Origin of the sequence: Pseudomonas sp. WS 5027 (assembly GCF_012985695.1) — a bacterium.
In the GTDB taxonomy this organism is placed as follows: domain Bacteria; phylum Pseudomonadota; class Gammaproteobacteria; order Pseudomonadales; family Pseudomonadaceae; genus Aquipseudomonas; species Aquipseudomonas hygromyciniae.
This window is the reverse complement of the sequence record NZ_JAAQWU010000023.1, coordinates 63,173-84,764: the sequence shown is the minus strand read 5'-3', so window position 1 is coordinate 84,764 and position 21,592 is coordinate 63,173. Positions and strand designations below refer to the sequence as shown.

Here is a 21,592-nt window from a genome sequence, read left to right as displayed (position 1 = left end):
GCGGGGGACAAGCCCCCTCACCACAGAAGCCCCCTCACCACAGAAAGTCATTCCCACAGTGGCCCAAACACCACAGGAATGACCACTCAGAGATTCAACGCCTGGCGCTCCTGCCGGGTCAGGCGAATCGCCAAGGCTTTGCGGTGCTCCTCGCTCCAAGCTCCCAACTCGGCATAATCGCGCAAGTAGTCCGATCCGCTGTCGGGATAGCGCTCCTCCAAGGCTTCGGCCTTTTGCTCCACTTCATGGGCCAACGCCGAAAAGTCAGCGGCGTACTTGTGTTTCAGATAATTGAGCCAGTACTCCAGCCCCACCAGTTTTTCCTCGAACGCCGGGGTGCGCTCACGCTCCAGCACCGTGGCAGAAGCGCTTTCCAGGTCGGCTGGGGTCACTTCCGACAGCTCGCCATACAACATGCCAAAAGGTTGCCGGGGCAGGTCCAGGCGCTGCGCAAGTCCGATGCGCAAGGCCAGGCGAATCTCCGCCGGGTCAATGTCCGGACGGTTGTCGATAGTGCTCTGGGCGATCTCCTCCACCGCCTCCAGGCGCAGCATGCTGCGGGCAAATTTCAACAGCCTGGCGCCGTCCTGCCCCTGTTCGGCGAGGTTCAGTGCTTGGAACTCCAGAACCCGGGTTTCAAGCTCGTTGAACATCAGGATTCGGCCATCTCCACAAGTCACCTCGGGCATCAGCGCCGTGGCCCGGGCAAACAGATCGCGGCGCAAGGACGGCTTTTTATCCATCGCCTCCAGCAGCGTCCACACCCGCTGCGTCAGGTCCGCCGGCGCCTCAAGAAAGTCCTCGGTATTGCGCAACTGCGAGAGCATGAAGAAAAAATCCGTGCTGCCTTCCTGGGCGAACAGTTGATTCCACAGGCGGTGTTTTGACGAATACGGTGCGACACCGGCAAACCAGCGCGCCTTCTGCTCCTGGGGCGTTTCGATGTCGGGATGATTGAGGGAGTAATCCGGAGAATCGAAAGCCGCCAACTCATCGCGCTCCCGGTAGCCGCGGATCATGACGTCGAGCTGCTCGGCGGAAAAACCCAGGCCGTTGCCGGTCTGGGCCAGATAGACCTGCAGGCGCTCGCAGGCCGGTTGCTCAAGGCGGTTGCGTGACAGATCGGTCCCCGCCAGCAGTTGTCGATGCTCGGGTTCGAGTGCCGCTGCCGGCAGGGTCTCGATCCAGTTGTCTTGCAAGTCCAGAGTGCGCAGGCGTGGCATTTCCAGGACCGCCATTGGCCAATCGTCCAACAGGTTGTGCTGCAGATACAGCGTGTCCAGCCGGGCCAGACCACCTAGCTCCACCTCGGTCAACAGGTTCCCGCTCAGATCCAGCCATTCCAGTTCGCGCAGGGCCGACAGTTGTGCAGCCGTCTGCAGTTCATTGCTCGCCATATCCAGGCGCTGCAATGCCCGAAACTCAGCGAGGGCATCGGGTATGGCGCTCAAACCGTTGTGGCTGAGGGTCAATGTACGCACATGGGGAAAGGCCCGCAGAAACTCATTCGAGCCTTGGGCGGTGAGCCGGGTACGGCTCAGGTTCAGTTCGGTGACATGCGCAAAATAATTGGGCAGCCTGGGCAGATCCCCCAGCGAGAGCTCGGAAAAGTCCAGCACCTGTGTGCCGTCCAGGCCAGGTGCAAGCGGTGTGGCGCGCAGGGTGTGACGCCAACTCTCCAACAGACGATCGGCCGCCCGGCGGCGATCCAGGGCACTGACCCAGCTGCCGTCCAGGTAGCCGTGAACATCCATCCAGTCGTTGAGCAGCGACACCCACTGCGCGTATTGCGCTTCCCATTCATCCAGGCGGGTGTGGATCTGCTGCGCATCCAGGCCATGTTCGCCCAGCTCGTCGATGCGAGCCGCCGCCTGCAAGTCATCCAGGGCCGGGGCCAGGCGTTGCAAGCGGGCAATTGGCGGCAACGGCGTCTGGGCAGCGGATGCCGTGGGCAGCGCAACCAGCAGCTCAGGACGGCGCAAGGCATCTTCGGGAAAATACTCGGGTTTGCCCCCCGTCAGGCCTTGGGCAAGGAGCTCTCGGGGGATGCCCAAAGGCGCTTGCAGGGTGGTTGTCGGGTAACGGCGCGCAAATAGTCGTGCTTGGGCGCGTGTCGCCATGTCGAGGCGACAACCTCGCAGATGGGTATTGAGCAGCAACGGGTCATGCCCACTCAATGCCGCCTCGGGGATGCCTGTCACGGCGCTGTGGCTCAGATCCAGGCGTTGCAAGGACGGCAACTCCAACACCCCTTGCGGCCACTCATCGAGCGCACTGTGGCTCAGATCCAGGGTTCGCAGGCCACGCAGTGCACTGACATCCAGGCTGCGGATCGGGTTGTACGGCAAGCGCAGCGACACCAGCTCCGTCAGTTGGCTTAACTGTGCCTGTATCGCCGGGCTGACGACCAGCCAGTTATGGGAAAGGTCCAAGTGGCGCAGGGACGGGGTCTGCGCCAGCGCCGACGGCAGCTCGATCAGGTTGTTTCGGGCCAGGCTCAATGTGTCGAGCTGGGCGAACTGGCCGATCCAGCCATTGATGCCTTCCAACGAGACGCCGATATCACTCAGGTCCAAGCTGCGGACATGGCTGAAAGCTGTGGCAGGCAACCGTGGCAAATCGACCAGACTGGCGCCTGACAGGTCGAGGTGCGTGGCCGTGGCAGGCAACTCAGTGTCGGCGACCAGGCGCGGCGACAGGCCGTGGCGCCAGCAATCCAGGAGCTTTTCAGTGGCCACCTGGCGTTCCACCTCCACCCTGCCGACACTGGACTCGTGATCCGACCATTGCTCCAGCACCTCGACCAGTTGAGCGTATTCCTCGCGCACCGTATTGACCCGATCCAACCGTTGACGCGCGGTCAGGCCCTGGGTCTTGAAACCGCCGAGGACCTGATCGACAAAGCCCCGGTCGCCACCTTTCAAATGGGCCAAGGCGCCCTCGCAATAGCTCTGCACCAGGCGCTGCTCATCCACCAGATGGGCCGGGTTGTCGTGCAGGTAGTCATACACCCGCATAAAATCATGGGCGTCGTATTCCGCCCAATTCATGTGCAAGCCGCGCCACAAGCGTTGGTGCCCGACAAACATCTCGCTCGGCACGTTGCGTAGCGGCGTCCCGCTGAAATCCACAAATTCCAGGTGTTCGAGTGCCAAGAGCCCTTCAGGCCAGGTGGACAGCGTGCCGGATACGTTCAAGCGGCGTAATGACGTCAGACCGCTGAGGTCCAGCGCGGTCAGGCTGCCGGTCAGGGACAGTTGCTTGAGCCCGGTCATGCGCTCAAGTGGCTGCAGCACTTGCGGGGTGTAGGTCAGCGCCGGGCCGGTGATCGAGACTGCCGTCAGGCCTGAAACGTCCGCCAGGCGTTGGGTCACAGCCCCGAGCTGGCTGGGGCTCACGTATAGCTCCAACTGCTGCACATGAGCAAACGGCTTGAGTAACTGCGTGGGTTCCTGGGCCAGCAATCTGGCCCCCGACAGGTTCAGGGTTTGCACATGGGAAAAATCCGCGTCCCACTCAGGCAGCACCTCTTCTGCACGCAGATTCAGTGTGGCGTGGGGAGCGCGGTTCCGATCAAAGCCTTGGCGCCAACAGTCAATGACATCATTCACCGCGCTCAGGCGCGAGGCATGGTCCCCCGCCCACTGCTCAAGCGTCGCACGCAAGGCCGTCAGCTCGCGCTGGCGGTTGGCAAACAACAAGGCGATTTTCTGCTCGCTGTCGCCGTCGAGTCGGCGGGCCTCGATAAACTCCTGGACCTCATCATCAGCGATATTGGGGTAGGCATTACGGGCCTGGGCGACCAAATACTCATCCATGCCCAGCAACTGACCGCGGCCGGACAACGCATAGCCCAGGCGCCCGCTCTGCAGGCGTATCGAGGGCCGCGACCTGGGGGCGCGCAGCTTCAGGATCTGCTCGGCGACCACCTGTCGATGGCGCCTGGCATAGGTCGCCAGCATCTGCTGCAGGTCCGCGCCCTGCCCCGTCAGCGCCAAAGCCTGACGGGTGTCATCGGGTAACGCCGCGAGGATCGATTGGAAGAAGTTGCGCCCCGGTGCGGATCCGCTATCGAGCACGTTGCCTGCAGCATCAAAGGCCTGGAAGCGATCGTCGTGCTTGACCAGGTAGCGGCGCACTGCGGCGTCTGTATCGCCGATGCTGTCCACCAGGGGGCCACGATGACTGTTCAGGCGCAGCTCAAGCCGCAGACCTTGCGGCCAACCCGGCAGGCGTTCCAGGCCATGCAAGGCCAGGCGATCACTGTCAGGGCTGGCGAGCCTTTCGCGATGCAGCCCACTGATCGCGCGGTTCACGCGGCCTTGTTGCACACCGACACGGGCCAGGTGACCCAGGCGGCTACTCAGGCGGGCGTGGTGATGCAGGTTTGTCAGTTCCTCGGGGCTGGCGCGGTCCAGCACCTCCTTAAGGCCCCGGCGGGAAAGCGTGGGAAACCGCCGCGCTAACAGCCCTGTATCAGGCCTGTGCGGGCCCTTGGCATGCAACAGCGCGTCGAACAAGGCGTGCTGTCGTTGCAGGGCATGCTCGGCCAGGCGCTCATTGAACTGCTGTGCCCTCGTCCCCGCGCCGGCACTTGCCGTGCTGCCCAGCAGGCCGGCCGTTTCCTGCTCGTCCAGGCCGGCCAATACCACCTGGGCCAGCTTGCCTTGCAGCAGTTCGGCACGGGTGATTTTCAAGGTGGGCCGGCCGTCGTCTGCGCCCCCCGGGCTGCCATAGCGCACCGAGCGCCCCACGGGTTGCGGCACCCTGACGGTTGCGCTTTCCCACTCATCGCTCAGCGGCACGCCATGCAGTTGTCGACGATCCGGCGTGCCGAGCAACTGACGCGCCTGGGGTTCGCCCAGACCTGAGAGGGCCTGCCGCTCCTCGATCACAGGAGAACTCACAGCAGCCTGCTCAAACACTTCCAGGACCCGCCCCTGTGGCCAACCGGGCATTTCGACCGCCAAGGGCACGGCGTAGGTATCGTGACTGTCCAGCCCGGCACCACGACGTAGCCGGCCAATCAGCGCTTCAACCTGCTGATCGACCTGGAACTGCTCCAGGGTATCGGCCAGCACCGCAGGCACCGGCAAACCGTCCATGTGAACCTTGCGCAGCAGGTCGTCGTCAACGCCGCTCACCTCGCCAATGACCCTCAAGGTCTCATCGGCGAAGCTGTCAGTGATGTGCCCCAGGCGCCGCAGCAGGGTCAGGCGATCCCATGCCAAAGGCGACTCATGACGATGGCGCCAGGCGCCCGCCCCGTTGTGCTCCAGGACCGGCTGATAAGCCATGGGGTCGTGGGGGTGCTGGATGCGCCATTTCTTGAGTTGCGGATCGAAGACCTTTTCGTAAACGCCGTTATCGATACGCACGTAATGCCGGGTGCCGACCGTGTATTGCCCCAAGGCATTGGGCGTGCTGCCGGCAACCAGACTGTCTGCCTGCCGGTAGGGACTCAGGTCAGGTTTCCACAAGCGCACCTGTGCGTTGGGCAGTTGTACCGGCACCAAGCCTTCGATCACCGGTTCAGGCTTGAGCCGGCTCAGGACTTTGCCCCCCGCCGCCGTCAGCCCGATCAAGGCGAGGTTTTGCGCCAGATCGATGATATGAGCCTTGGCGGCCTTGCGATCGCCTTCAGTCCACTCCTGCGCGGCCTCGACCACCTCACTCAAGAGTTGCTCGACCATCACCGCCATCATTACTTCCCCCAGCACCGGCACGAACCCCGCGACCGCACTCAGGCCGAACAGCCCCACATTCAGCAGCATCGCCAGTTTCTGTTTGCGCACCCTGGCATCGACATCGGCCGTGGGCACCGCATACCTGGCCGCATCGGCGATGCTTTTTTGCCGATGCTGTTCATACAGGTAGGTCCACAGATCGATCTTGTCGCTGCCAAACGCCTGGTCTTTGAACGCCAGCGCCAAGGGCGCCAGGTAGGGCTGGGGATTGGGCACCTGTGGCGCCAGCGGCATGGGCGGCAGATTGCTCACGGTAAAGGGTGTCAGTTGGCTGATGAGTTCATACGTCTGCCCCAGGCCGGCGAAGTTGGAGCCGATCTTCTCGAGCAACGTGGCATCGTCTGCATCCTGGGTGAACTCGCTGAAATAGTGAGGGTGATCGGCAGCGTCGACAAACTGACTGAAGAAGCGCTGGTAATCCGTCGGCCGGCTTACGCGGGTTGACGCCGAGCCCGGCGTAGCCAGGCGCTGCTTGAGGGTCTCGAGCATTTGGGCGTGAGAGGCATAGCGCTTGAGGGGGGTATAGGGATCGTGGGGGATGTACAGGATGGGGGAATGAACATCGGCGTCATCGAAAGCCAGAAACAGCACGCAGCCGGTCATGCGCAGCTTCATCAGGCCCAGGTCGCAGATCCACACCGGCTGCCCGCCGATGCGCGGTGAGCGCTCGCCATCGATTACCGACAGCAGCATGTTGTAGTCGTCGCGGGTTATATCCTTGCCCAGCAGCGCCAGCTCGGCAGCCGCCCTCATCGCTGTTTTTTGGCTGGCAATGAACTGCTCGCGCAAGGTGGTCTGAGCGACGGTATCGCTGGGATAAAAGAACTCGGTGATATGGCGCTGGTACTGGCCTCCGATGTCCAGGGTGCGGCACATTTTTATGAATTGGTGGACTTCAAGGCCTCGCATGCGCAAAGACACCAATGAGTTCTGGGGGGATACGCCACGAGTCGGTACTTGCCACTTGAAACCCGACGACGTGTGAAACGCCCCTTGCTCGCACTCGGCCTCCTCAAAGTTATGCAGCGCCGCTTGCAGCAGCTCCAGTTTCAGAAAGTCGTAGGTCAGCGTGTCGAGGTTGAGGTGAGTCACTTGCAGTGACTTTCGCAGGCTCAGCCAGGTCTCGATCCTCGGGGCCAGGGTCACGCCGAACTGGTCTTGGAGGGCATTGACCAGTAGGGGCCGGGCGAAGGTCTCTATGTCCTGCAAGGCGGACATCGTCTTGTCCAAGGCAGTCTGCGCGGTGAAGCTGGCGACCACGCAGTCACGCACTTGCTGGCGTTGCTCGGCGGGCGCGAGCCGATAGGCTGGCGGCACAAAAGCATCGCTGAGCTTGAGCGCCTGGCGGCGCTGGGAAGTGGCGTCGATCAGCCATTGTGGCGTGCGGGTTTTCAATAGCCGCCCGTGGATACTGGGCGTGGGGGGCAATGCAGGAGAGTCGGTCATGGTGGGCTCCAGGAAAAGCCACAGCACACCACGCCGGCTGAACACCGCGGCGGTAACTACGTCTGCACATTCCCCAGGGGTTGACTATTCTCTTTGGAGCCGCCCACGTAGCCCAACCCCACAGGAGGACTTATGAATGCCCCCGACAACAAACCGCCGACCTTCTGGCAGATGCTGCATAGCGTGATGGCCGCCGCGTTCGGCGTACAGAGCGGGAAAAACCGCGCCCGGGACTTTACCCATGGCAAGCCCAGCCATTTTGTGGTGCTGGGGATTGTATTTACCGTGGTGTTTGCATTGACCCTGTTTGCCATCGTCAAGCTGGTGGTGCATCTGGCCGGGGTCTAGGCGCGGCTACTTCAACACCATCTGCAGGCTGAAGGGATACTGATAGGCAGCGGGTTTGCCCACGGCCGAGAGTGCGCGAAAGTCTACGCCGTCGCCCTCCCGCCCCCGCAAGTCCAGTAGGTGCTGGGCTTGGCGCGCGTCAATCAACTGGAACAGCTTAACCTTGCGCTCGCGCCCGCCATGGCGCTGGATATCTACACCCTTGGCATCATCATGCAACATGACCATTGCCCAGCCACCCAAGGTGAAATGCCCGGCCACCAGCGCACTGATCCGCCCTTGCAGGCGCGCTTGAAGCACATCAGGAGAGCTGTTGATTGCGCTGAACAACACGTCCTTGCCAGGCGTGCGCCCGCTGCCATTCAAGGCCTGCATGGCGCCGAGAGCCATTTCATCATTGGCCGACCAGACCAACGTGGCCTGCGGGTACCGCTTGAACATCAGGGTCGCTTGATCAAATGCGCGCTGACGACTCCATTCTCCATAGACCAACTGGCGCAGACGTACTTCGGGGTGTTCGTGCAAGGCGCGCTGCAGGCCTTGCTCACGAGCCTGCGAGGTCGGTGTGTACTTGGCGCCGGAAAATGCCAGCAGCTCAAGGGTGCCGTTGGGCGGCACAGGGCCATGTTGGCGCAACAACTCCTTGAGCATCAGGTAGCCGCCCTCCTCATCGTTAGTCGTGAGGCTGCCCATCCAGTTAGGGTACTTACCGGCGTCCAGTAGCTGCATCTGGTCGGGAGTCAGGGCGTTATTGACGAGCAGCAGCTTCACTTGGCTGCCCTGGGCCATGCGCAGGATCTGCGGGGCTATATATTGCTCGTTGACCAGCACCAGGTAATCCGGGCGTTGCGGGCCTTGCAACGCCTCGCGGGCCTGCAGCAGGGTATTTTGCGGGTCACGCTCCGAATAGCGCACATGCAAATCCAGGCCGAGGTCCTTGGCCGCGGCCTGCATGAATTGCGCATAGCTGACCCAGAAGGTTTCAGTGGACATACCGGGGTTGAGAAACACCACTGACGTGGCCTGGGCCATCGTCCCGAACGTCACTCCCACCCACCACAAGCACCCGCAGAGAAACTTCAACATTACTGCCCGAACCCCGAAAACTGACAGATCATGATAATGGCATATAGGCCTTTTGATCTTGGCTATTTACCGGCAGATCGGACAGTTTCGCAGGGATCCACGCCGTCTATTGATGGCTGACCCAGAACACCGCGGTTGAAACCACCAGGATAATCAGGAACAGAATCGCCCAGGCGTCCACGGTACTGTCGGGTTTACGGGCTTTGGTTGGATTGCTCATCGCATCGCCTCTTGTCGGTTTTATGGCTGATTGCACTAAGACTCGACCACAGTAAAGTCGATGATTGCCCGCAAGACAAATGTGGATATCGCGATAACCGTTCTCATTAGGTCATTTGGTTATTTGCATATACTAAAACATCACTTTTGCGCATAAACGCAAGCTGGTATCGTTCGCCGGCTCCGTTGGGAGTGCGCGGCCGTGCGCGCAGATTTGCCGAGAACAGGACCTATATGTACGTATACGACGAATACGATCAGCGCATCATCGAGGACCGCGTCAAGCAGTTCCGTGATCAGACCCGACGCTATCTGGCAGGTGAACTGAGCGAAGAAGAGTTCCGCCCTCTGCGCCTGCAAAATGGCCTTTATGTTCAGCGCTTTGCGCCGATGCTGCGGGTGGCCGTGCCTTACGGCCAACTGACTTCGCGCCAGACGCGCATGATGGCCAAGATCGCCCGCGACTTCGACAAGGGCTATGCCCACATCAGCACCCGCCAGAATGTGCAGTTCAACTGGCCGGCCCTGGAAGACGTGCCGGACATCCTGGCTGAACTGGCTACCGTGCAGATGCACGCCATTCAGACCAGTGGTAACTGCCTGCGCAACGTGACCACTGACCAGTTCGCCGGCGTGGCCGCCGATGAAGTGATCGACCCGCGCCCCTGGTGCGAGATCGTGCGCCAGTGGACCACGTTCCACCCAGAATTTGCCTACCTGCCGCGTAAATTCAAGATCGCCATCAACGGCTCGGCTTCCGACCGCGCTGCGATCGAAGTCCACGACATCGGCCTGGAGCCGGTGTACAACGCCGCAGGCGAGTTGGGCTTCCGCGTCCTGGTGGGCGGCGGCCTGGGGCGTACCCCGGTGGTGGGCGCGTTCATCAATGAATTCCTGCCCTGGCAAGACCTGTTGAGCTACCTCGACGCCATCCTGCGTGTGTACAACCGCTATGGCCGTCGTGACAACAAGTACAAGGCGCGCATCAAGATCCTGGTCAAGGCCATCACCCCAGAGGTATTTGCCCAGAAGGTCGACGCCGAAATGGAACATCTGCGCGGCGGCCAGACCACCCTGACCGAAGCCGAAGTACATCGCGTGGCCAAACACTTCGTCGACCCGGACTACAAGGCCCTGGGCAACCAGGACGCCGAACTGGCCGCGCTCGACCAGCAGCACCCAGGCTTTGCCCGCTGGCGGACTCGCAACACCCTGGCACACAAGCAGCCTGGCTATGTGGCGGTAACCCTGTCGCTCAAGCCGACCGGCGTGGCGCCAGGCGATATCACCGACAAGCAACTGGACGCCGTCGCCGACCTGGCCGACCGCTACAGCTTTGGCCAACTGCGCACCTCCCACGAGCAGAACATCATCCTCGCGGACGTTGAGCAGAGCCAACTGTTCACCTTGTGGGGGGAGCTGCGCGAAAGCGGTTTCGCCACCCCGAACATCGGCCTGCTGACCGATATCATCTGCTGCCCGGGTGGCGACTTCTGCTCCCTGGCCAACGCCAAGTCAATTCCCATTGCCGAGTCGATCCAACGCCGTTTCGACGACCTGGACTACCTGTTCGATATCGGCGAACTGGACTTGAACATCTCCGGTTGCATGAACGCTTGTGGTCACCACCACGTCGGCCACATCGGCATCCTTGGGGTGGACAAGAAAGGCGAAGAATTCTACCAAGTGTCCCTGGGTGGCAGCGCCAGCCGCGATGCGAGCCTGGGCAAGATCCTCGGCCCATCTTTCGCCCAGGAAGCCATGCCTGAGGTGATCGGCAAGTTGATCGACGTCTACGTCGAACAACGCACTGAAGATGAGCGCTTCATCGACACCTACCAGCGCATCGGCATTGACCTGTTCAAGGAGCGCGTCTATGCAGCGAATCATTAAGAACAACGAAGTCGTCGACGAAACCTGGCACCTGCTGCCCAAGGACGCGACGTTCGATGGCATCTCCAACTGCGACGACCTGATCGTACCGCTGGCCCTGTGGCGCGAGCATGGTCACGCGCTCAAGGCCCGCGATGGCGGCCTGGGCGTATGGCTGGACGCCGATGAAGAAGCCGAAGAAATCGGTGATGACGTGCAGCACTTCCAGGTCATCGCCCTGAACTTCCCAGCCTTCACCGACGGGCGCAACTACTCCAACGCGCGCCTGCTGCGTGACCGTTATGGTTACAAAGGCGAATTGCGGGCGATTGGCGATGTGCTGCGCGACCAGTTGTTCTATCTACGCCGCTGCGGCTTCGATGCCTACGCCTTGCGCGCCGACAAAGACCCGTACGAAGCGCTGGAAAGTCTCAAGGACTTTTCGGTGACGTACCAGGCCGCAACGGATGAACCGCTACCGCTGTTCCGTCGTCGCTAAGTCCTGACGGGAAACAAAAAAACCGAAACCTGGCGTCGCAGGTTTCGGTTTTTTTATGGGCTCCGAGAGGCGCCGTTGTGTACGTCAGCCCTTGTGCTGTGCGACCCAATGGCCATAGGCATCGATAAACGCCTGCAGGAACGGCTTGGTTTTCTCCGACAGCGTGCCCGACTCATCGAACGCACTGCCTGCGCCGCCCAGGTAGGCTTCCGGCTGCTGCATGCAAGGCACGTTCAGAAACACCAGGGACTGGCGCAAATGATGATTGGCGCCAAAGCCTCCAATAGCCCCCGGCGAAACACTGATGACCGCCCCCGGCTTGCCGTTCCAGGCGCTCTGACCGTAAGGGCGCGAGCCGACATCAATGGCATTCTTCAAGGCTGCCGGCACCGAACGGTTGTATTCAGGGGTGACGAACAGCACTCCATCGGCCGCCGCCACCTGCTGGCGGAACGTGGTGTAGGCCGAAGGCGGCGTTGCGCCATCAAGGTCTTCGTTATAGAGCGGCAATTCGCCGATTTCGACGATGCTGAGCTTGAGGTTGGCCGGCGCCAACTGGGCCAATGCCTGGGCGACCTTGCGGTTGATCGACTCTTTTCTCAAGCTGCCGACCAGTACGGCAATCGTATAGACCTTGCTCATGGGACTTTCCCGACATCTGACTAAAGGAATCTGTAGTTATAGAGCCTTCGCCGACCTATCACCAGCAGGTTTTGCCCAATCGACAGCTGTTTTGCCCCGAGGCGTACCCGTAGGAAAAATAAGCGGAACATCAGCGAATAGTATTTTTTCGATGTAGGTAAACTACCCGCCTTAATGACGGTCTACAGAACCGCAAATCGGTGTTTTTCTCCAGAGGTTCTAAACAGATGGCTGCAGTACTTGTCGGACAATTCCATGCCCGTGACGCGGAAGGTCGCGTTTATTCCGTGCATGAATTCCAGGAGTCCACCTCCTCAGGCGACGGTTCAGAACCGGTAATTTCCTACAAACTGGCGATTGGCGACCGGGTCAACAAGGTCGACGAGAACACCTTCGTTCTGGTTCAGTCGCAGGTATCCCTGACCCGTGAACCCGAGAACATGCCTGTTTGATAAGGCTGTGCCTCCAGGCAGAAGTCATATGAGCGGACTTGGGTTAGGATTCACCCGGTGAATCCCTTACCTGCTGAACATGGACTTCATGCATGCGTTTACGTCATATCGAAGTGATTCAAGCCATTTTGCAGACTGGGCACCTCGGCACCGCCGCCGAATGGTTGCAACTGGCTGTGTCCGATGTGGACGCCACCCTCAAGGACGCTGAACAACAGTTGGGATTCATGTTGTTCGCCAGCGTCCGCGGGCGGTTGCAGGCCACCCGCGAAACCCTGGCCATGCAGGCGCAGATCGCCCACCTCTACGAAGCCCTCGAACCTATACAGCGCTTGGCCAGCAGCCTCAAGCACCATCACGCCGCGCCGCTGCGTACGCTCTGTACCCCTCCTTTGGCCAACCAGCTATTGCCGCAAAGCATCGCGCTGTTGCGCCGCCGCTTCCAGGACACGCCCTGCAACCTCTCCAGCCAACCGACACGCGACATTGTCAGAAGCCTGCTGCTGCATGAGGCCGACCTGGGCCTGAGCCTGCATGACCCCGAGCACCCGCAAATCACCAGCACCGTACTGGGCCACGGCAAGCTGCAGTTGCTGGCGCCCCACGGTTGGCTCAAGCCTCGGCAGAAATACATCGCCCTGCAAGAACTGGCCGGCCAGGCAATGATCGGCCTGGAGGGGCAAGACCCGTTGAGTCAGTTGCTGGACAGCAAGCTGCAAGCACTGCGGCCGTTGCCGGTGATCCAGACACGGGTGCAGACCTACCAGATGATGCGCAGCATGGTCGAGGCTGGCGAAGGGCTGGCAGTGGTCGATCCATTCACCGCCAGCGGCGCGCGGGAGGCCGGGTTGGATACCTGCCCATTGTCGCCGCCGATCCTGGTGAGCTTGTACGGGTTGACACTCAAGGACAGCAACCCGAGCCCGGCGCTGACTGCGTTGCTGGAAATCGTCACGCAGAAGGCGCAGGCCGTGTTGTCCCCGAGCAACTAGATGAGAGGGCTTATTGTGGAGTTGTGGGGGCCAGTTGTGGCGAGGGGGCTTGTCCCCCGCTGGGCTGCGCAGCAGCCCCAAATTCTGGCGATGCGGTCTGCCTGATAAACCGCGGCGGTCTTATTGGGGCTGCTGCGCAGCCCAGCGGGGGACAAGCCCCCTCGCCACAAAAAGTTCCACGAAAGTCCCATAGGCACCACCTGCCTCTGGTCAGTGGAACAGCCGATACCAGAAAATCGCCACCTCACGGGTCTGCGGATCAATCCCGCGATAACGCAGGTAGTCGATGCCGCCCATGACATAGCCGCTGCGTTCATACAGCCGACACGCCCCCAGATTATTGTTCTGCGTCTCCAGCATCATCCCCGGCAGGTTTTTCTTGCGGCTCCAGAATTGCGCCACATCGAGCAAAGCCTTGGCCACGCCATGCCGGCGAGCCGGGAGCACCACCGCCAGTTCATCGACATGGGCATACCCGTTCCAATTGGTACTGACGACGATATGGCCAACCGGCCGATCATCCAGGTACGCCATGAAAACCGCGCTGTCGCTGGCATTGCGGTAGCTGGCGAACTCCTCGGGATCAATGCCATAGCATTTACGGTACGGCAAGATCTGCTCCAGCGCCCACTGATCCACGGGTTTGCCCAACTCCGGCGTGCCATACACGCCCACCTCGAAGCTGAAATCATTGCCCCACACGTAGGCGTCAAATCCCTCGTCGGCGACTCGTACACTGAGCCCCGGGTACTTCGGATTCATTACAGCTTGCATAACCTTCCTTAACACTTGATGCAATCGACGGTGTAACAACGACCGTTGCCGTCGTCTTCGTGTTGTAAGCCATGCACATCGGCGACAAACCCTGGGAAACTGCTATCGAACTCCCGGGCGAAGGCCAGGTAGTCGATGATCGAGCGCGTCGATTCGGTAAAGCGCTCCCCCGGCATGATCAGCGGAATGCCCGGCGGATAAGGCACCAGCATCACCGCGGCGATACGCCCTGGCAAAGCATCGATGGACACCGCCTCGACCTCGCCACGTACCAGTTGGTCATAGGCATCGGCCGGCTTCATGGCGATTTCCGGCAACACCGTGTACATGCGTTTGAGATGCTTGGCCGTGGCGTTGCTGCGATAGCAACTGTGCAACTGGTCGCACAAGTCCTGCAGGCCCATACCCTGATAGCGCGCCGGCCCCTGCTGGAACACCGATGGCAGGCAACTGGCCAGGCTGATATTGGCGTCGTAACTGCGCTTGAACTCCAGCAGTTCCGTGAGCAGGGTACTCCACTTGCCTTTGGTAATGCCCATGGAGAACAACACCAGGAACGAATACAGCCCGGTTTTTTCCACCACCAGCCCACGTTCCCAGAGGAATTTGCTGACCACCGCCGCCGGGATCCCGCAATCACTCAATGCGCCGCCCGCCGTCAGGCCGGGCATCACCAGGGTGACCTTGATCGGGTCGAGCAACACATAGTCTTCGGCGATATCCCCGAAACCATGCCAGTCGGCCTCGGGCTGCAGCAACCAGTCAGCTGTCGCCACCCGATCTATGCCCGCCACCGAAGGCGGTTGCCAGATGGAAAACCACCAATCATCGGCGGCGATATGCTGGCGCAAATTGGCCAGGGCCCGGCGAAAGCTCAAGGCCTCATCGAACATTTCCTGAAGCAGCGAACGCCCTGCGGGCCCTTCCATCATGGCCGAAGCCACGTCCAGCGAGGCGATGATGCTGTACTGCGGCGAGGTAGAGATATGCATCATGAACGCCTCATTGAAGCGATCACGATCCAGCTGCCGCGCCCCGCCGTCCTGGACATGGATCATCGAGGCCTGGCTGAACGCCGCCAACAACTTGTGGGTCGAGTGCGTGGTGAATACCAGAGGGCTGTCGGGGGTACGCGAGGTTCCCATGCCATAGCGCCCGGTAAAAAATTCGTGGAAGGCCGCGTAGGCGTACCAGGCCTCGTCAAAGTGCAGCACCTCGACACTGTTGCCCAGTTGCTGCTTGATCAGCTCGGCGTTGTAACACAGGCCGTCATACGTCGAATTGGTCACCACTGCCAGCTTGACCTTGGGCTCGCGGCCACGGGTCAAGGGGCTGGCCTCGATCTTCGCGCGAATCGACTCGCGGCTGAACTCAGTCAGTGGAATGGGGCCGATGATCCCCAGCTCATTGCGCTCCGGGCACAAGTACAGCGGGATCGCACCGGTCATGATGATCGAGTGCAATACCGACTTGTGACAGTTGCGGTCCACCAGCACCAGGTCGTCGCGCCCGACCATGGAATGCCAGACGATCTTGTTGGCCGTGGAGGTGCCATTGATCACAAAAAAGGTGTGGTCGGCGCCAAAATTGCGCGCCGCGCGGGCTTCGGCTTCCGCCAAGGGACCGGTGTGATCCAGCAGCGAGCCCAGTTCCGGCACCGATACCGACAAGTCCGAGCGCAGGGTGTTTTCCCCAAAAAACTGATGAAACGCCTGCCCCACCGGGCTTTTACGATAGGCAACGCCGCCGCCGTGACCGGGGGTATGCCAGGAATAATTGGAGTCGGCGGTGTGTTGTACCAGGGCCTTGAAGAAGGGCGGCAACAGGCCATCGAGGTAAGTACGCGCTGCGCGGGCCACCTGTCGGGCAAGAAACGGTACGGTGTCTTCGAACAGGTAGAGAATGCCGCGCAGTTGGTTGAGCTCGCTCATGGCATCGGCCGGGGCATTTTCCAGGGTGACTTGCTCGCCCAGGGCGAAGATCGGCAGGTTGGGGGCACGCAGGCGCGCCAGGCGAATCAGCTCCACCATGTTCTGCAGCAGATGGGTATTTTCCCCGGCGCCTTCGGCGGCGATCAGCATGCACGCCAGGCCATGATGGGTCGAGGCCACCAAGCGGCCCTCGGCGTAATCCATGGCAGAAAAGATGCTGAAACCCTCTTGCTCCAACTCCCGGGCGATCCCCCGGACCCGATCACCGGCGACGGTATCGGCCTTGATGTCGCGATGCACGATCAGGATGGGGAACTTCAGGTCTTTGTACATGAGGGCTTGGCGTCCTGAGGGCGATGTACTCAGGGTAGAAGCTGGGAGCGGATGTGGCGAATGAAGATAATAACTAATGTGGGAATGGGTTTGTGTGGGAGCGGGCTTGCCCGCGATGGCGGTTGATCAGTAACGAATGCGCTGACTGCCAAACCGCAATCGCGGGCACGCCCGCTCCTACATTTTTGAGCGCAATTAGTGTTGGGTCAGTTGGGTCCACAACGCCGGCGCACCCGCCGATTTGGCGATGGCTTCCATGCGTGCCGCGTGCTCGGCCATGTCCTGCTCGCTGGCACGAATGATGGTGGTGGGCTTTCGATCTGCCGGCAGACGGCGGATTTCCGAAGGCCGGTTGCCCGAGCCTTCTGCTGAGCCATTGCCATCGGAGGCGTTGCCAGCCAGGGACAGGCTGGTCTGCCCGCCCGTCATGGTCAGGTAGACGTCCGCGAGGATCTCGGAGTCGAGCAAAGCGCCGTGCAGCTCACGGCCGGAGTTGTCGACGCCATAGCGCTTGCACAAGGCATCAAGGCTGTTGCGCTGGCCCGGGTGGCGCTCACGGGCCATCATCAGGGTATCGAGGATCGTGCAGTGACGGGTGATGTCCGCCCGATCCGTCTGGCCCATCAGGGCGAATTCGTTGTTGATGAAGCCAACGTCGAACGCCGCGTTATGGATGATCAGCTGCGCGCCGTTGATGAACTCGAAAAATTCATCGGCGACTTCCGCAAAGCGCGGCTTGCCTACCAGGAATTCGTTGGTGATGCCGTGGACGCCAATGGCGCCTTCGTCACTTTCCCGATCCGGTTGCAGGTACACGTGGAAATGACGACCCGTGAGGCGACGGCCCATCAGTTCGACACAGCCGATTTCAATGATCCGGTGGCCATCGGTCACCGGCATGCCGGTGGTTTCGGTATCGAGTACAACAGATCGGATGGCCATCAGGGTTCAGCTCTCAACGGTGTGTATTTCAAGGGGCGGGATATTAACACGCTCTATACCCCAAGCGCCCCATGGCGGAGCACCACGCCCCTCGCCCAACAGTTTTTTACAAGATTTAGCAAAGCTTGCGCAATTTGCCATCACGGCCCTTGGTAGCCTGCGCCGCTCTTTAGCAATGCGTAAATAACCGCCCATGTCCAAACCAAACTACTTGCTCGCCCTGTGCCTGATCAGCGCCGCCAATGCTCAGGCCACCAGCTTTGTGATGACCACGGATGCCCTGGTCAGCCTGTCGATGAGTGCCACCAAGGGCACCAGTAGCAGTTTCAAGGACGACAAAATTGTATTGGCGGCAAAGGACGATGCGGCGGCTTACGTCGCAAGCCGGGGTGAGATACGCGGTGCGCGGCTGGAGTCAGCCTTGCTGCATATCCGCCGCACTTTGCCGGCGTTGCGCGAGACGGACGGGCAACTCGCCTGCGCAATGCTGGCGCTGTAACTTCCAGCCCCGGCGAGGCGATGGGGAGCTTCAGCTCTGTTTGTACCCACGCACTTCATCCACGCCACGATTGGCCAACTGGTCGGCACGCTCGTTGCCCGGATGGCCGATATGCCCGCGTACCCACTTCCAGGTGATGTTGTGGCGGTTGCACTGTTCATCCAGCAACTGCCACAGGTCGGCGTTCTTCACCGGCTCTTTGGCCGCGGTTTTCCAGCCGCGTTTTTTCCAGTTGACCATCCACTCGTTGATGCCCTTCATAACGTATTGCGAGTCCGTCACCAGCAATACATCGCACCGGCGCTTGAGCTCTTCCAGGCCGCGAATGGCTCCCATCAGCTCCATGCGGTTGTTGGTGGTGTTGGCTTCGCCGCCCCACAACTCCTTCTCCACGCCCTTGCACACCAGCAAGGCGCCCCAGCCGCCAGGACCAGGATTGCCCTTGCAGGCGCCGTCGGTAAAGAGTTCTACGCTATCGGTCATTACGCTATCCATCAAAGCGGGTTACCGGCAATCGACCGGCAGCTCCCGAGGTCGAACACTACGACCTGAATTCCAAAAAATGATTTATGGCTCGCTGGAGCGACGATTGACCTTGGCCAGGGGCATCGGCACCAATTTGCCCATCGGCTCGCGCCTTACCTGGCTGACCGGCCGCAGCCCGACTACGATCTTGCGGGCTACCAACAGGTAGAAACCGCCACCAGACAACTGCCAGGCCCCGGCCCGGCGCTCCCAGCCAGCCAAACGGCCCTGCCACTTGGGCGAGGCAAGCGGCGGACGATAGCACCCGAAGCGGCGTTTCTCCAGCGCGAAGCCCAGCAGGTTCAACCAGTCGCTGACCCGCGAGGGCGAGATGCAGCGGGCCTGACGCAGCGCATCCTGGGCAAATACGTGCCGCAGGCCCCACGAACTCCAGGGGTTGATGCCAACAATCAATAAATGGCCACCAGGCCGTACGGCGCTGGCTGCTTCACGCAGCAACCCATGGGGAGACAGGCAGAAATCCAGGCCATGCTGCATCACCACCACGTCGGCGGCATGCTCGCTCAAGGGCCACGCCTGTTCTTCGCAGACAATCTCGACCCCCGGCAACGGCGCACCGAGGCGAACATTGCGCTGCACCTGGGGCGCGGGCGGCGGGGTCTGGGCCGAAGGGCCGTAGTGCACCAGGTAACCGCCAAAGAAGCGCTCCAGCTCTTCTTCGAGCATAAGCCGCTCTTGTTCCAGCAGAAATTGCCCGATCGGCCCGGACAGCCAATCACGGGCTGCGCTGATCAAGGCCAGCCACTCAGGATCGGCCTGGGCGAACGCTTTATCAGTCATTGCATTCTCCAACTCGCCAAGACGTTCTAAGATGCACCAATGTGTCCAGCTTGGCGAATAGAAGAATGATACAGATCAGTGCCCTGCCCGCCTTCACCGATAACTACATCTGGTTGTTACAGGACCATCACAGCCATCGTTGCGCGGTGGTCGACCCCGGTGATGCCGGGCCCGTGCTGAAGTGGCTTGAAGAGCACCCCAATTGGACCCTCAGCGACATCCTGGTGACCCATCACCACCACGACCACGTCGGCGGCGTTGAGCAGCTCAAGCAAGCCTCGGGCGCCACGGTCTATGGCCCGGCCAACGAACAGATCCCGGCCCGCGACGTCGCGCTCAATGATAACGACCGTATCAAGGTGCTGGGCTGGGACCTCGACGTGTTCGCCGTACCAGGACATACCCTGGGACACATAGCCTTTTATCGTCATGGCTTGCTGTTCTGTGGCGATACCCTGTTCGCCGCCGGTTGCGGGCGTTTGTTCGAGGGCACGCCAGAACAGATGTACAACTCCCTGGAACGCCTGGCCGCCCTGCCCGCTGACACGCTGGTCTACTGCACCCACGAATACACACAAAGTAACCTGCGCTTTGCCCAGGCAGTGGAACCGGATAACGCCGATATAGCCGAACGCGTGGCTAAAGTCGGCGAACTGCGCGCAGGCGGCAAGATGACATTACCTTCGACCCTGGCCCTGGAAAAATTGACTAACCCTTTTCTGCGCACCGCTGAAACATCCGTTAAACAAAAAGCGGACGAGCGGAATGGCCGTGATAACCGCTCTGGGAGTGAGGTATTTGCTAGCTTGCGCGCTTGGAAAGATACGTTCTAAGCAGACAGGTTCTGGTACGAAATTTCTGAATGGTTGACCGGAACCCAAGCGCTTTCTAGAATCGCCCGACATTTTTGCCCGGAACTAACTTCCAGCCAATGTCGTCATCTATTCGTAAATCCAACCATTCAGACGCATTGACCCGCCTGGCTCAAGCCATTGCGGTGGCCGTATCCGCAACTCTGGCGGGCTGCCAAACCAATAATTTCGCTGCACAATCCACCGTGCAACCCAAACCCGTATTTGCTGCCAAGATCAAGCAAAAACCCCTTTGGCTCTCAGAGAAGCCAAGCCCGCAGGTACCCCAGGATGTCTGGGAACGCATGCGCCAGGGGTTTCAGTTGCAGGATGGCGTGGGCGTCAACCCGCGTATCGAGCAACAGCGCCTGTGGTTCGCCAGCAACCCATCGTTCCTGGAGAACGCCGGCGAACGCGGCAGCCTCTATATTCACTACATCGTCGAACGCCTTGAAGAACGCAACATGCCCTTGGAGCTGGCCCTGCTGCCAGTAATTGAAAGTGCCTACAACCCAATGGCCTATTCGCGCAGCGATGCAGTCGGCCTGTGGCAATTCATTCCCTCCACCGGGCGCTACTTCAACCTGCGCCAGACCCGCGCCTACGATGGCCGCCGCGATATCACCGCCTCCACCACCGCTGCCCTGGACTATCTGACACGTCTGCATGACATGTTCAACGGCGACTGGTTGCTGGCCCTGGCGGCCTATAACGCAGGCGAAGGCACGGTCAGCCGGGCCATTGAGCGCAACGAGAAGCTCGGCCTGCCCACCGACTACTGGAACCTGCCGCTGCCCCAGGAAACCAAGGACTACGTGCCCAAGTTCCTGGCGCTTTCCCAGGTGGTGCTGGCCCCCGAGGCCTACGGCGTCAACCTGAACCCGATTGCCAACACGCCGTACTTTGAAGTGGTCGAAGTCAAGCAAAGCATGGACCTGTCACGGGTCGCCGCGCTGGCCGAAATCGACGAAGACGAACTGTTCCAGCTCAACCCGGCCTTCAAGCAGCGCACCACCCTGGACGGTCCCCAGCATTTGCTGGTGCCCACCTCCAAGGCGCAATTGCTGGCCAGCAGCCTGTCCTCGATGAACCCCGAGGAATTGTTGAGCCTGCGCCCGAAAAAGCCGGTCTTTGACGAAGTCGAGCACAAGACCGTGGCCGGACGCTCGCGCAGCTACAAGGTCAAGAGCGGCGATAACCTGACGCTGATTGCCAAGGCCAACAAGGTCGACGTGCATGACCTGCAGCGCTGGAACAAGCTCAATGGCCAGGCCTTGAAAGTCGGCCAGACCCTGGTAATGCAGGACACCCGCAAGTTGGTGGCCAAGGCTGGCGGCAAGAAACCGGTGCAGTACAAGGTCAAGAAAGGTGACTCGCTGTACATGGTAGCCAAGCGTTTCAACGTCGAGATGCAACATCTCAAGCGTTGGAACCCACGCACTGGCCAGGCGCTGAAACCTGGGCAGATGCTGGTGGTTTCCGGACCACGCTGACCCCTTGTAGGAGCGGGCTTGCTCGCGAAAGCGGTGCATCAGGTGATACATTTTTCGCCTGACGCACTGCTTTCGCGAGCAAGCCCGCTCCCACATTGATTTTTGGTCTTTTCAACAGTCTTTTTCCAAGTGGAACAAGC

16 protein-coding genes are annotated in these 21,592 nt (G+C 60.7%); 8 read left to right on the top strand and 8 right to left on the bottom strand.

Going from position 1 to position 21,592, the window contains the following annotated elements:
* Nucleotides 1–86: 86 nt before the first annotated feature.
* Nucleotides 87–7,193 (bottom strand): NEL-type E3 ubiquitin ligase domain-containing protein, encoded by a 7,107-nt coding sequence (locus HBO09_RS23865; RefSeq protein WP_170060973.1) that lies wholly within the window; start codon nucleotides 7,191–7,193, stop codon nucleotides 87–89.
* A gap of 132 nt (nucleotides 7,194–7,325) precedes the next feature.
* On the opposite strand from HBO09_RS23865, the gene HBO09_RS23860 reads away from it, so the two are divergent.
* Complete coding sequence (locus HBO09_RS23860) at nucleotides 7,326–7,541, top strand: DUF2970 domain-containing protein (RefSeq protein ID WP_169997751.1); 216 nt, start codon at nucleotides 7,326–7,328, stop codon at nucleotides 7,539–7,541.
* A gap of 6 nt (nucleotides 7,542–7,547) precedes the next feature.
* On the opposite strand, the gene HBO09_RS23855 is transcribed toward HBO09_RS23860, so the two are convergent.
* Nucleotides 7,548–8,627 carry an ABC transporter substrate-binding protein gene (locus HBO09_RS23855; RefSeq protein WP_169997753.1) on the bottom strand — a complete coding sequence of 360 codons (1,080 nt, stop codon included), beginning with the start codon at nucleotides 8,625–8,627 and terminating at the stop codon, nucleotides 7,548–7,550.
* Between the two features lie 453 nt (nucleotides 8,628–9,080).
* Here HBO09_RS23855 and HBO09_RS23850 point away from each other — a divergent pair, with 453 nt between their 5' ends.
* Nucleotides 9,081–10,739, top strand: coding sequence for a nitrite/sulfite reductase (locus HBO09_RS23850; protein WP_169997756.1), 1,659 nt, complete (start codon nucleotides 9,081–9,083; stop codon nucleotides 10,737–10,739).
* Entirely contained in the window at nucleotides 10,723–11,217 is a 495-nt protein-coding gene (locus HBO09_RS23845) for a DUF934 domain-containing protein (RefSeq protein ID WP_169997759.1), read from the top strand. The genes HBO09_RS23850 and HBO09_RS23845 overlap by 17 nt, the downstream gene beginning before the upstream one ends.
* A gap of 84 nt (nucleotides 11,218–11,301) precedes the next feature.
* Here the strand turns inward: HBO09_RS23845 and HBO09_RS23840 are convergent, their stop codons facing one another.
* On the bottom strand, nucleotides 11,302–11,859 hold the full coding sequence (locus HBO09_RS23840; RefSeq protein ID WP_169997761.1) for an NAD(P)H-dependent oxidoreductase: 558 nt from the start codon (nucleotides 11,857–11,859) through the stop codon (nucleotides 11,302–11,304).
* A 227-nt stretch (nucleotides 11,860–12,086) separates the two neighbouring features.
* On the opposite strand from HBO09_RS23840, the gene HBO09_RS23835 reads away from it, so the two are divergent.
* Nucleotides 12,087–12,311, top strand: coding sequence for a hypothetical protein (locus tag HBO09_RS23835; RefSeq protein WP_029291392.1), 225 nt, complete (start codon nucleotides 12,087–12,089; stop codon nucleotides 12,309–12,311).
* A 92-nt stretch (nucleotides 12,312–12,403) separates the two neighbouring features.
* Nucleotides 12,404–13,303: a LysR substrate-binding domain-containing protein gene (locus tag HBO09_RS23830; protein WP_169997764.1), complete on the top strand. Its 900-nt coding sequence runs from the start codon at nucleotides 12,404–12,406 to the stop codon at nucleotides 13,301–13,303.
* A gap of 210 nt (nucleotides 13,304–13,513) precedes the next feature.
* On the opposite strand, the gene HBO09_RS23825 is transcribed toward HBO09_RS23830, so the two are convergent.
* The 3 genes from HBO09_RS23825 to dnaQ all read right to left on the bottom strand — a co-directional run bounded on the left by HBO09_RS23825 (nucleotide 13,514) and on the right by dnaQ (nucleotide 17,277).
* Nucleotides 13,514–14,077 (bottom strand): GNAT family N-acetyltransferase, encoded by a 564-nt coding sequence (locus HBO09_RS23825; protein ID WP_262381320.1) that lies wholly within the window; start codon nucleotides 14,075–14,077, stop codon nucleotides 13,514–13,516.
* An 8-nt stretch (nucleotides 14,078–14,085) separates the two neighbouring features.
* Nucleotides 14,086–16,341, bottom strand: a complete 2,256-nt coding sequence (locus HBO09_RS23820; RefSeq protein ID WP_169997766.1) for an Orn/Lys/Arg decarboxylase N-terminal domain-containing protein — start codon at nucleotides 16,339–16,341, stop codon at nucleotides 14,086–14,088.
* A 195-nt stretch (nucleotides 16,342–16,536) separates the two neighbouring features.
* Entirely contained in the window at nucleotides 16,537–17,277 is a 741-nt protein-coding gene (dnaQ, locus tag HBO09_RS23815; protein WP_169997881.1) for a DNA polymerase III subunit epsilon, read from the bottom strand.
* A gap of 199 nt (nucleotides 17,278–17,476) precedes the next feature.
* Here dnaQ and HBO09_RS23810 point away from each other — a divergent pair, with 199 nt between their 5' ends.
* A complete protein-coding gene (locus tag HBO09_RS23810) occupies nucleotides 17,477–17,782 on the top strand; it encodes a DUF2388 domain-containing protein (RefSeq protein ID WP_169997769.1) in 306 nt (101 codons plus the stop codon).
* Between the two features lie 30 nt (nucleotides 17,783–17,812).
* Here the strand turns inward: HBO09_RS23810 and rnhA are convergent, their stop codons facing one another.
* Nucleotides 17,813–18,265, bottom strand: coding sequence for a ribonuclease HI (gene rnhA, locus HBO09_RS23805; protein ID WP_029291380.1), 453 nt, complete (start codon nucleotides 18,263–18,265; stop codon nucleotides 17,813–17,815).
* 84 nt (nucleotides 18,266–18,349) lie between these two features.
* On the bottom strand, nucleotides 18,350–19,108 hold the full coding sequence (locus HBO09_RS23800; RefSeq protein WP_169997771.1) for a methyltransferase domain-containing protein: 759 nt from the start codon (nucleotides 19,106–19,108) through the stop codon (nucleotides 18,350–18,352).
* A gap of 65 nt (nucleotides 19,109–19,173) precedes the next feature.
* Between HBO09_RS23800 and gloB the strand changes: the two genes are divergently transcribed.
* A complete protein-coding gene (gloB, locus tag HBO09_RS23795) occupies nucleotides 19,174–19,941 on the top strand; it encodes a hydroxyacylglutathione hydrolase (RefSeq protein WP_169997774.1) in 768 nt (255 codons plus the stop codon).
* 98 nt (nucleotides 19,942–20,039) lie between these two features.
* Nucleotides 20,040–21,452 (top strand): lytic transglycosylase domain-containing protein, encoded by a 1,413-nt coding sequence (locus HBO09_RS23790; protein ID WP_169997777.1) that lies wholly within the window; start codon nucleotides 20,040–20,042, stop codon nucleotides 21,450–21,452.
* Nucleotides 21,453–21,592 lie beyond the last annotated feature (140 nt).

What these genes read in the sequence shown, in the direction of transcription:
- HBO09_RS23865 (WP_170060973.1), bottom strand. Translation starts at nt 7,193, where the DNA reads ATGACCGACTCTCCTGCATTGCCCCCCACGCCCAGTATCCACGGGCGG.
- HBO09_RS23860 (WP_169997751.1), top strand. Translation starts at nt 7,326, where the DNA reads ATGAATGCCCCCGACAACAAACCGCCGACCTTCTGGCAGATGCTGCAT.
- HBO09_RS23855 (WP_169997753.1), bottom strand. Translation starts at nt 8,627, where the DNA reads ATGTTGAAGTTTCTCTGCGGGTGCTTGTGGTGGGTGGGAGTGACGTTC.
- HBO09_RS23850 (WP_169997756.1), top strand. Translation starts at nt 9,081, where the DNA reads ATGTACGTATACGACGAATACGATCAGCGCATCATCGAGGACCGCGTC.
- HBO09_RS23845 (WP_169997759.1), top strand. Translation starts at nt 10,723, where the DNA reads ATGCAGCGAATCATTAAGAACAACGAAGTCGTCGACGAAACCTGGCAC.
- HBO09_RS23840 (WP_169997761.1), bottom strand. Translation starts at nt 11,859, where the DNA reads ATGAGCAAGGTCTATACGATTGCCGTACTGGTCGGCAGCTTGAGAAAA.
- HBO09_RS23835 (WP_029291392.1), top strand. Translation starts at nt 12,087, where the DNA reads ATGGCTGCAGTACTTGTCGGACAATTCCATGCCCGTGACGCGGAAGGT.
- HBO09_RS23830 (WP_169997764.1), top strand. Translation starts at nt 12,404, where the DNA reads ATGCGTTTACGTCATATCGAAGTGATTCAAGCCATTTTGCAGACTGGG.
- HBO09_RS23825 (WP_262381320.1), bottom strand. Translation starts at nt 14,077, where the DNA reads ATGCAAGCTGTAATGAATCCGAAGTACCCGGGGCTCAGTGTACGAGTC.
- HBO09_RS23820 (WP_169997766.1), bottom strand. Translation starts at nt 16,341, where the DNA reads ATGTACAAAGACCTGAAGTTCCCCATCCTGATCGTGCATCGCGACATC.
- HBO09_RS23810 (WP_169997769.1), top strand. Translation starts at nt 17,477, where the DNA reads ATGTCCAAACCAAACTACTTGCTCGCCCTGTGCCTGATCAGCGCCGCC.
- rnhA (WP_029291380.1), bottom strand. Translation starts at nt 18,265, where the DNA reads ATGACCGATAGCGTAGAACTCTTTACCGACGGCGCCTGCAAGGGCAAT.
- HBO09_RS23800 (WP_169997771.1), bottom strand. Translation starts at nt 19,108, where the DNA reads ATGACTGATAAAGCGTTCGCCCAGGCCGATCCTGAGTGGCTGGCCTTG.
- gloB (WP_169997774.1), top strand. Translation starts at nt 19,174, where the DNA reads ATGATACAGATCAGTGCCCTGCCCGCCTTCACCGATAACTACATCTGG.
- HBO09_RS23790 (WP_169997777.1), top strand. Translation starts at nt 20,040, where the DNA reads ATGTCGTCATCTATTCGTAAATCCAACCATTCAGACGCATTGACCCGC.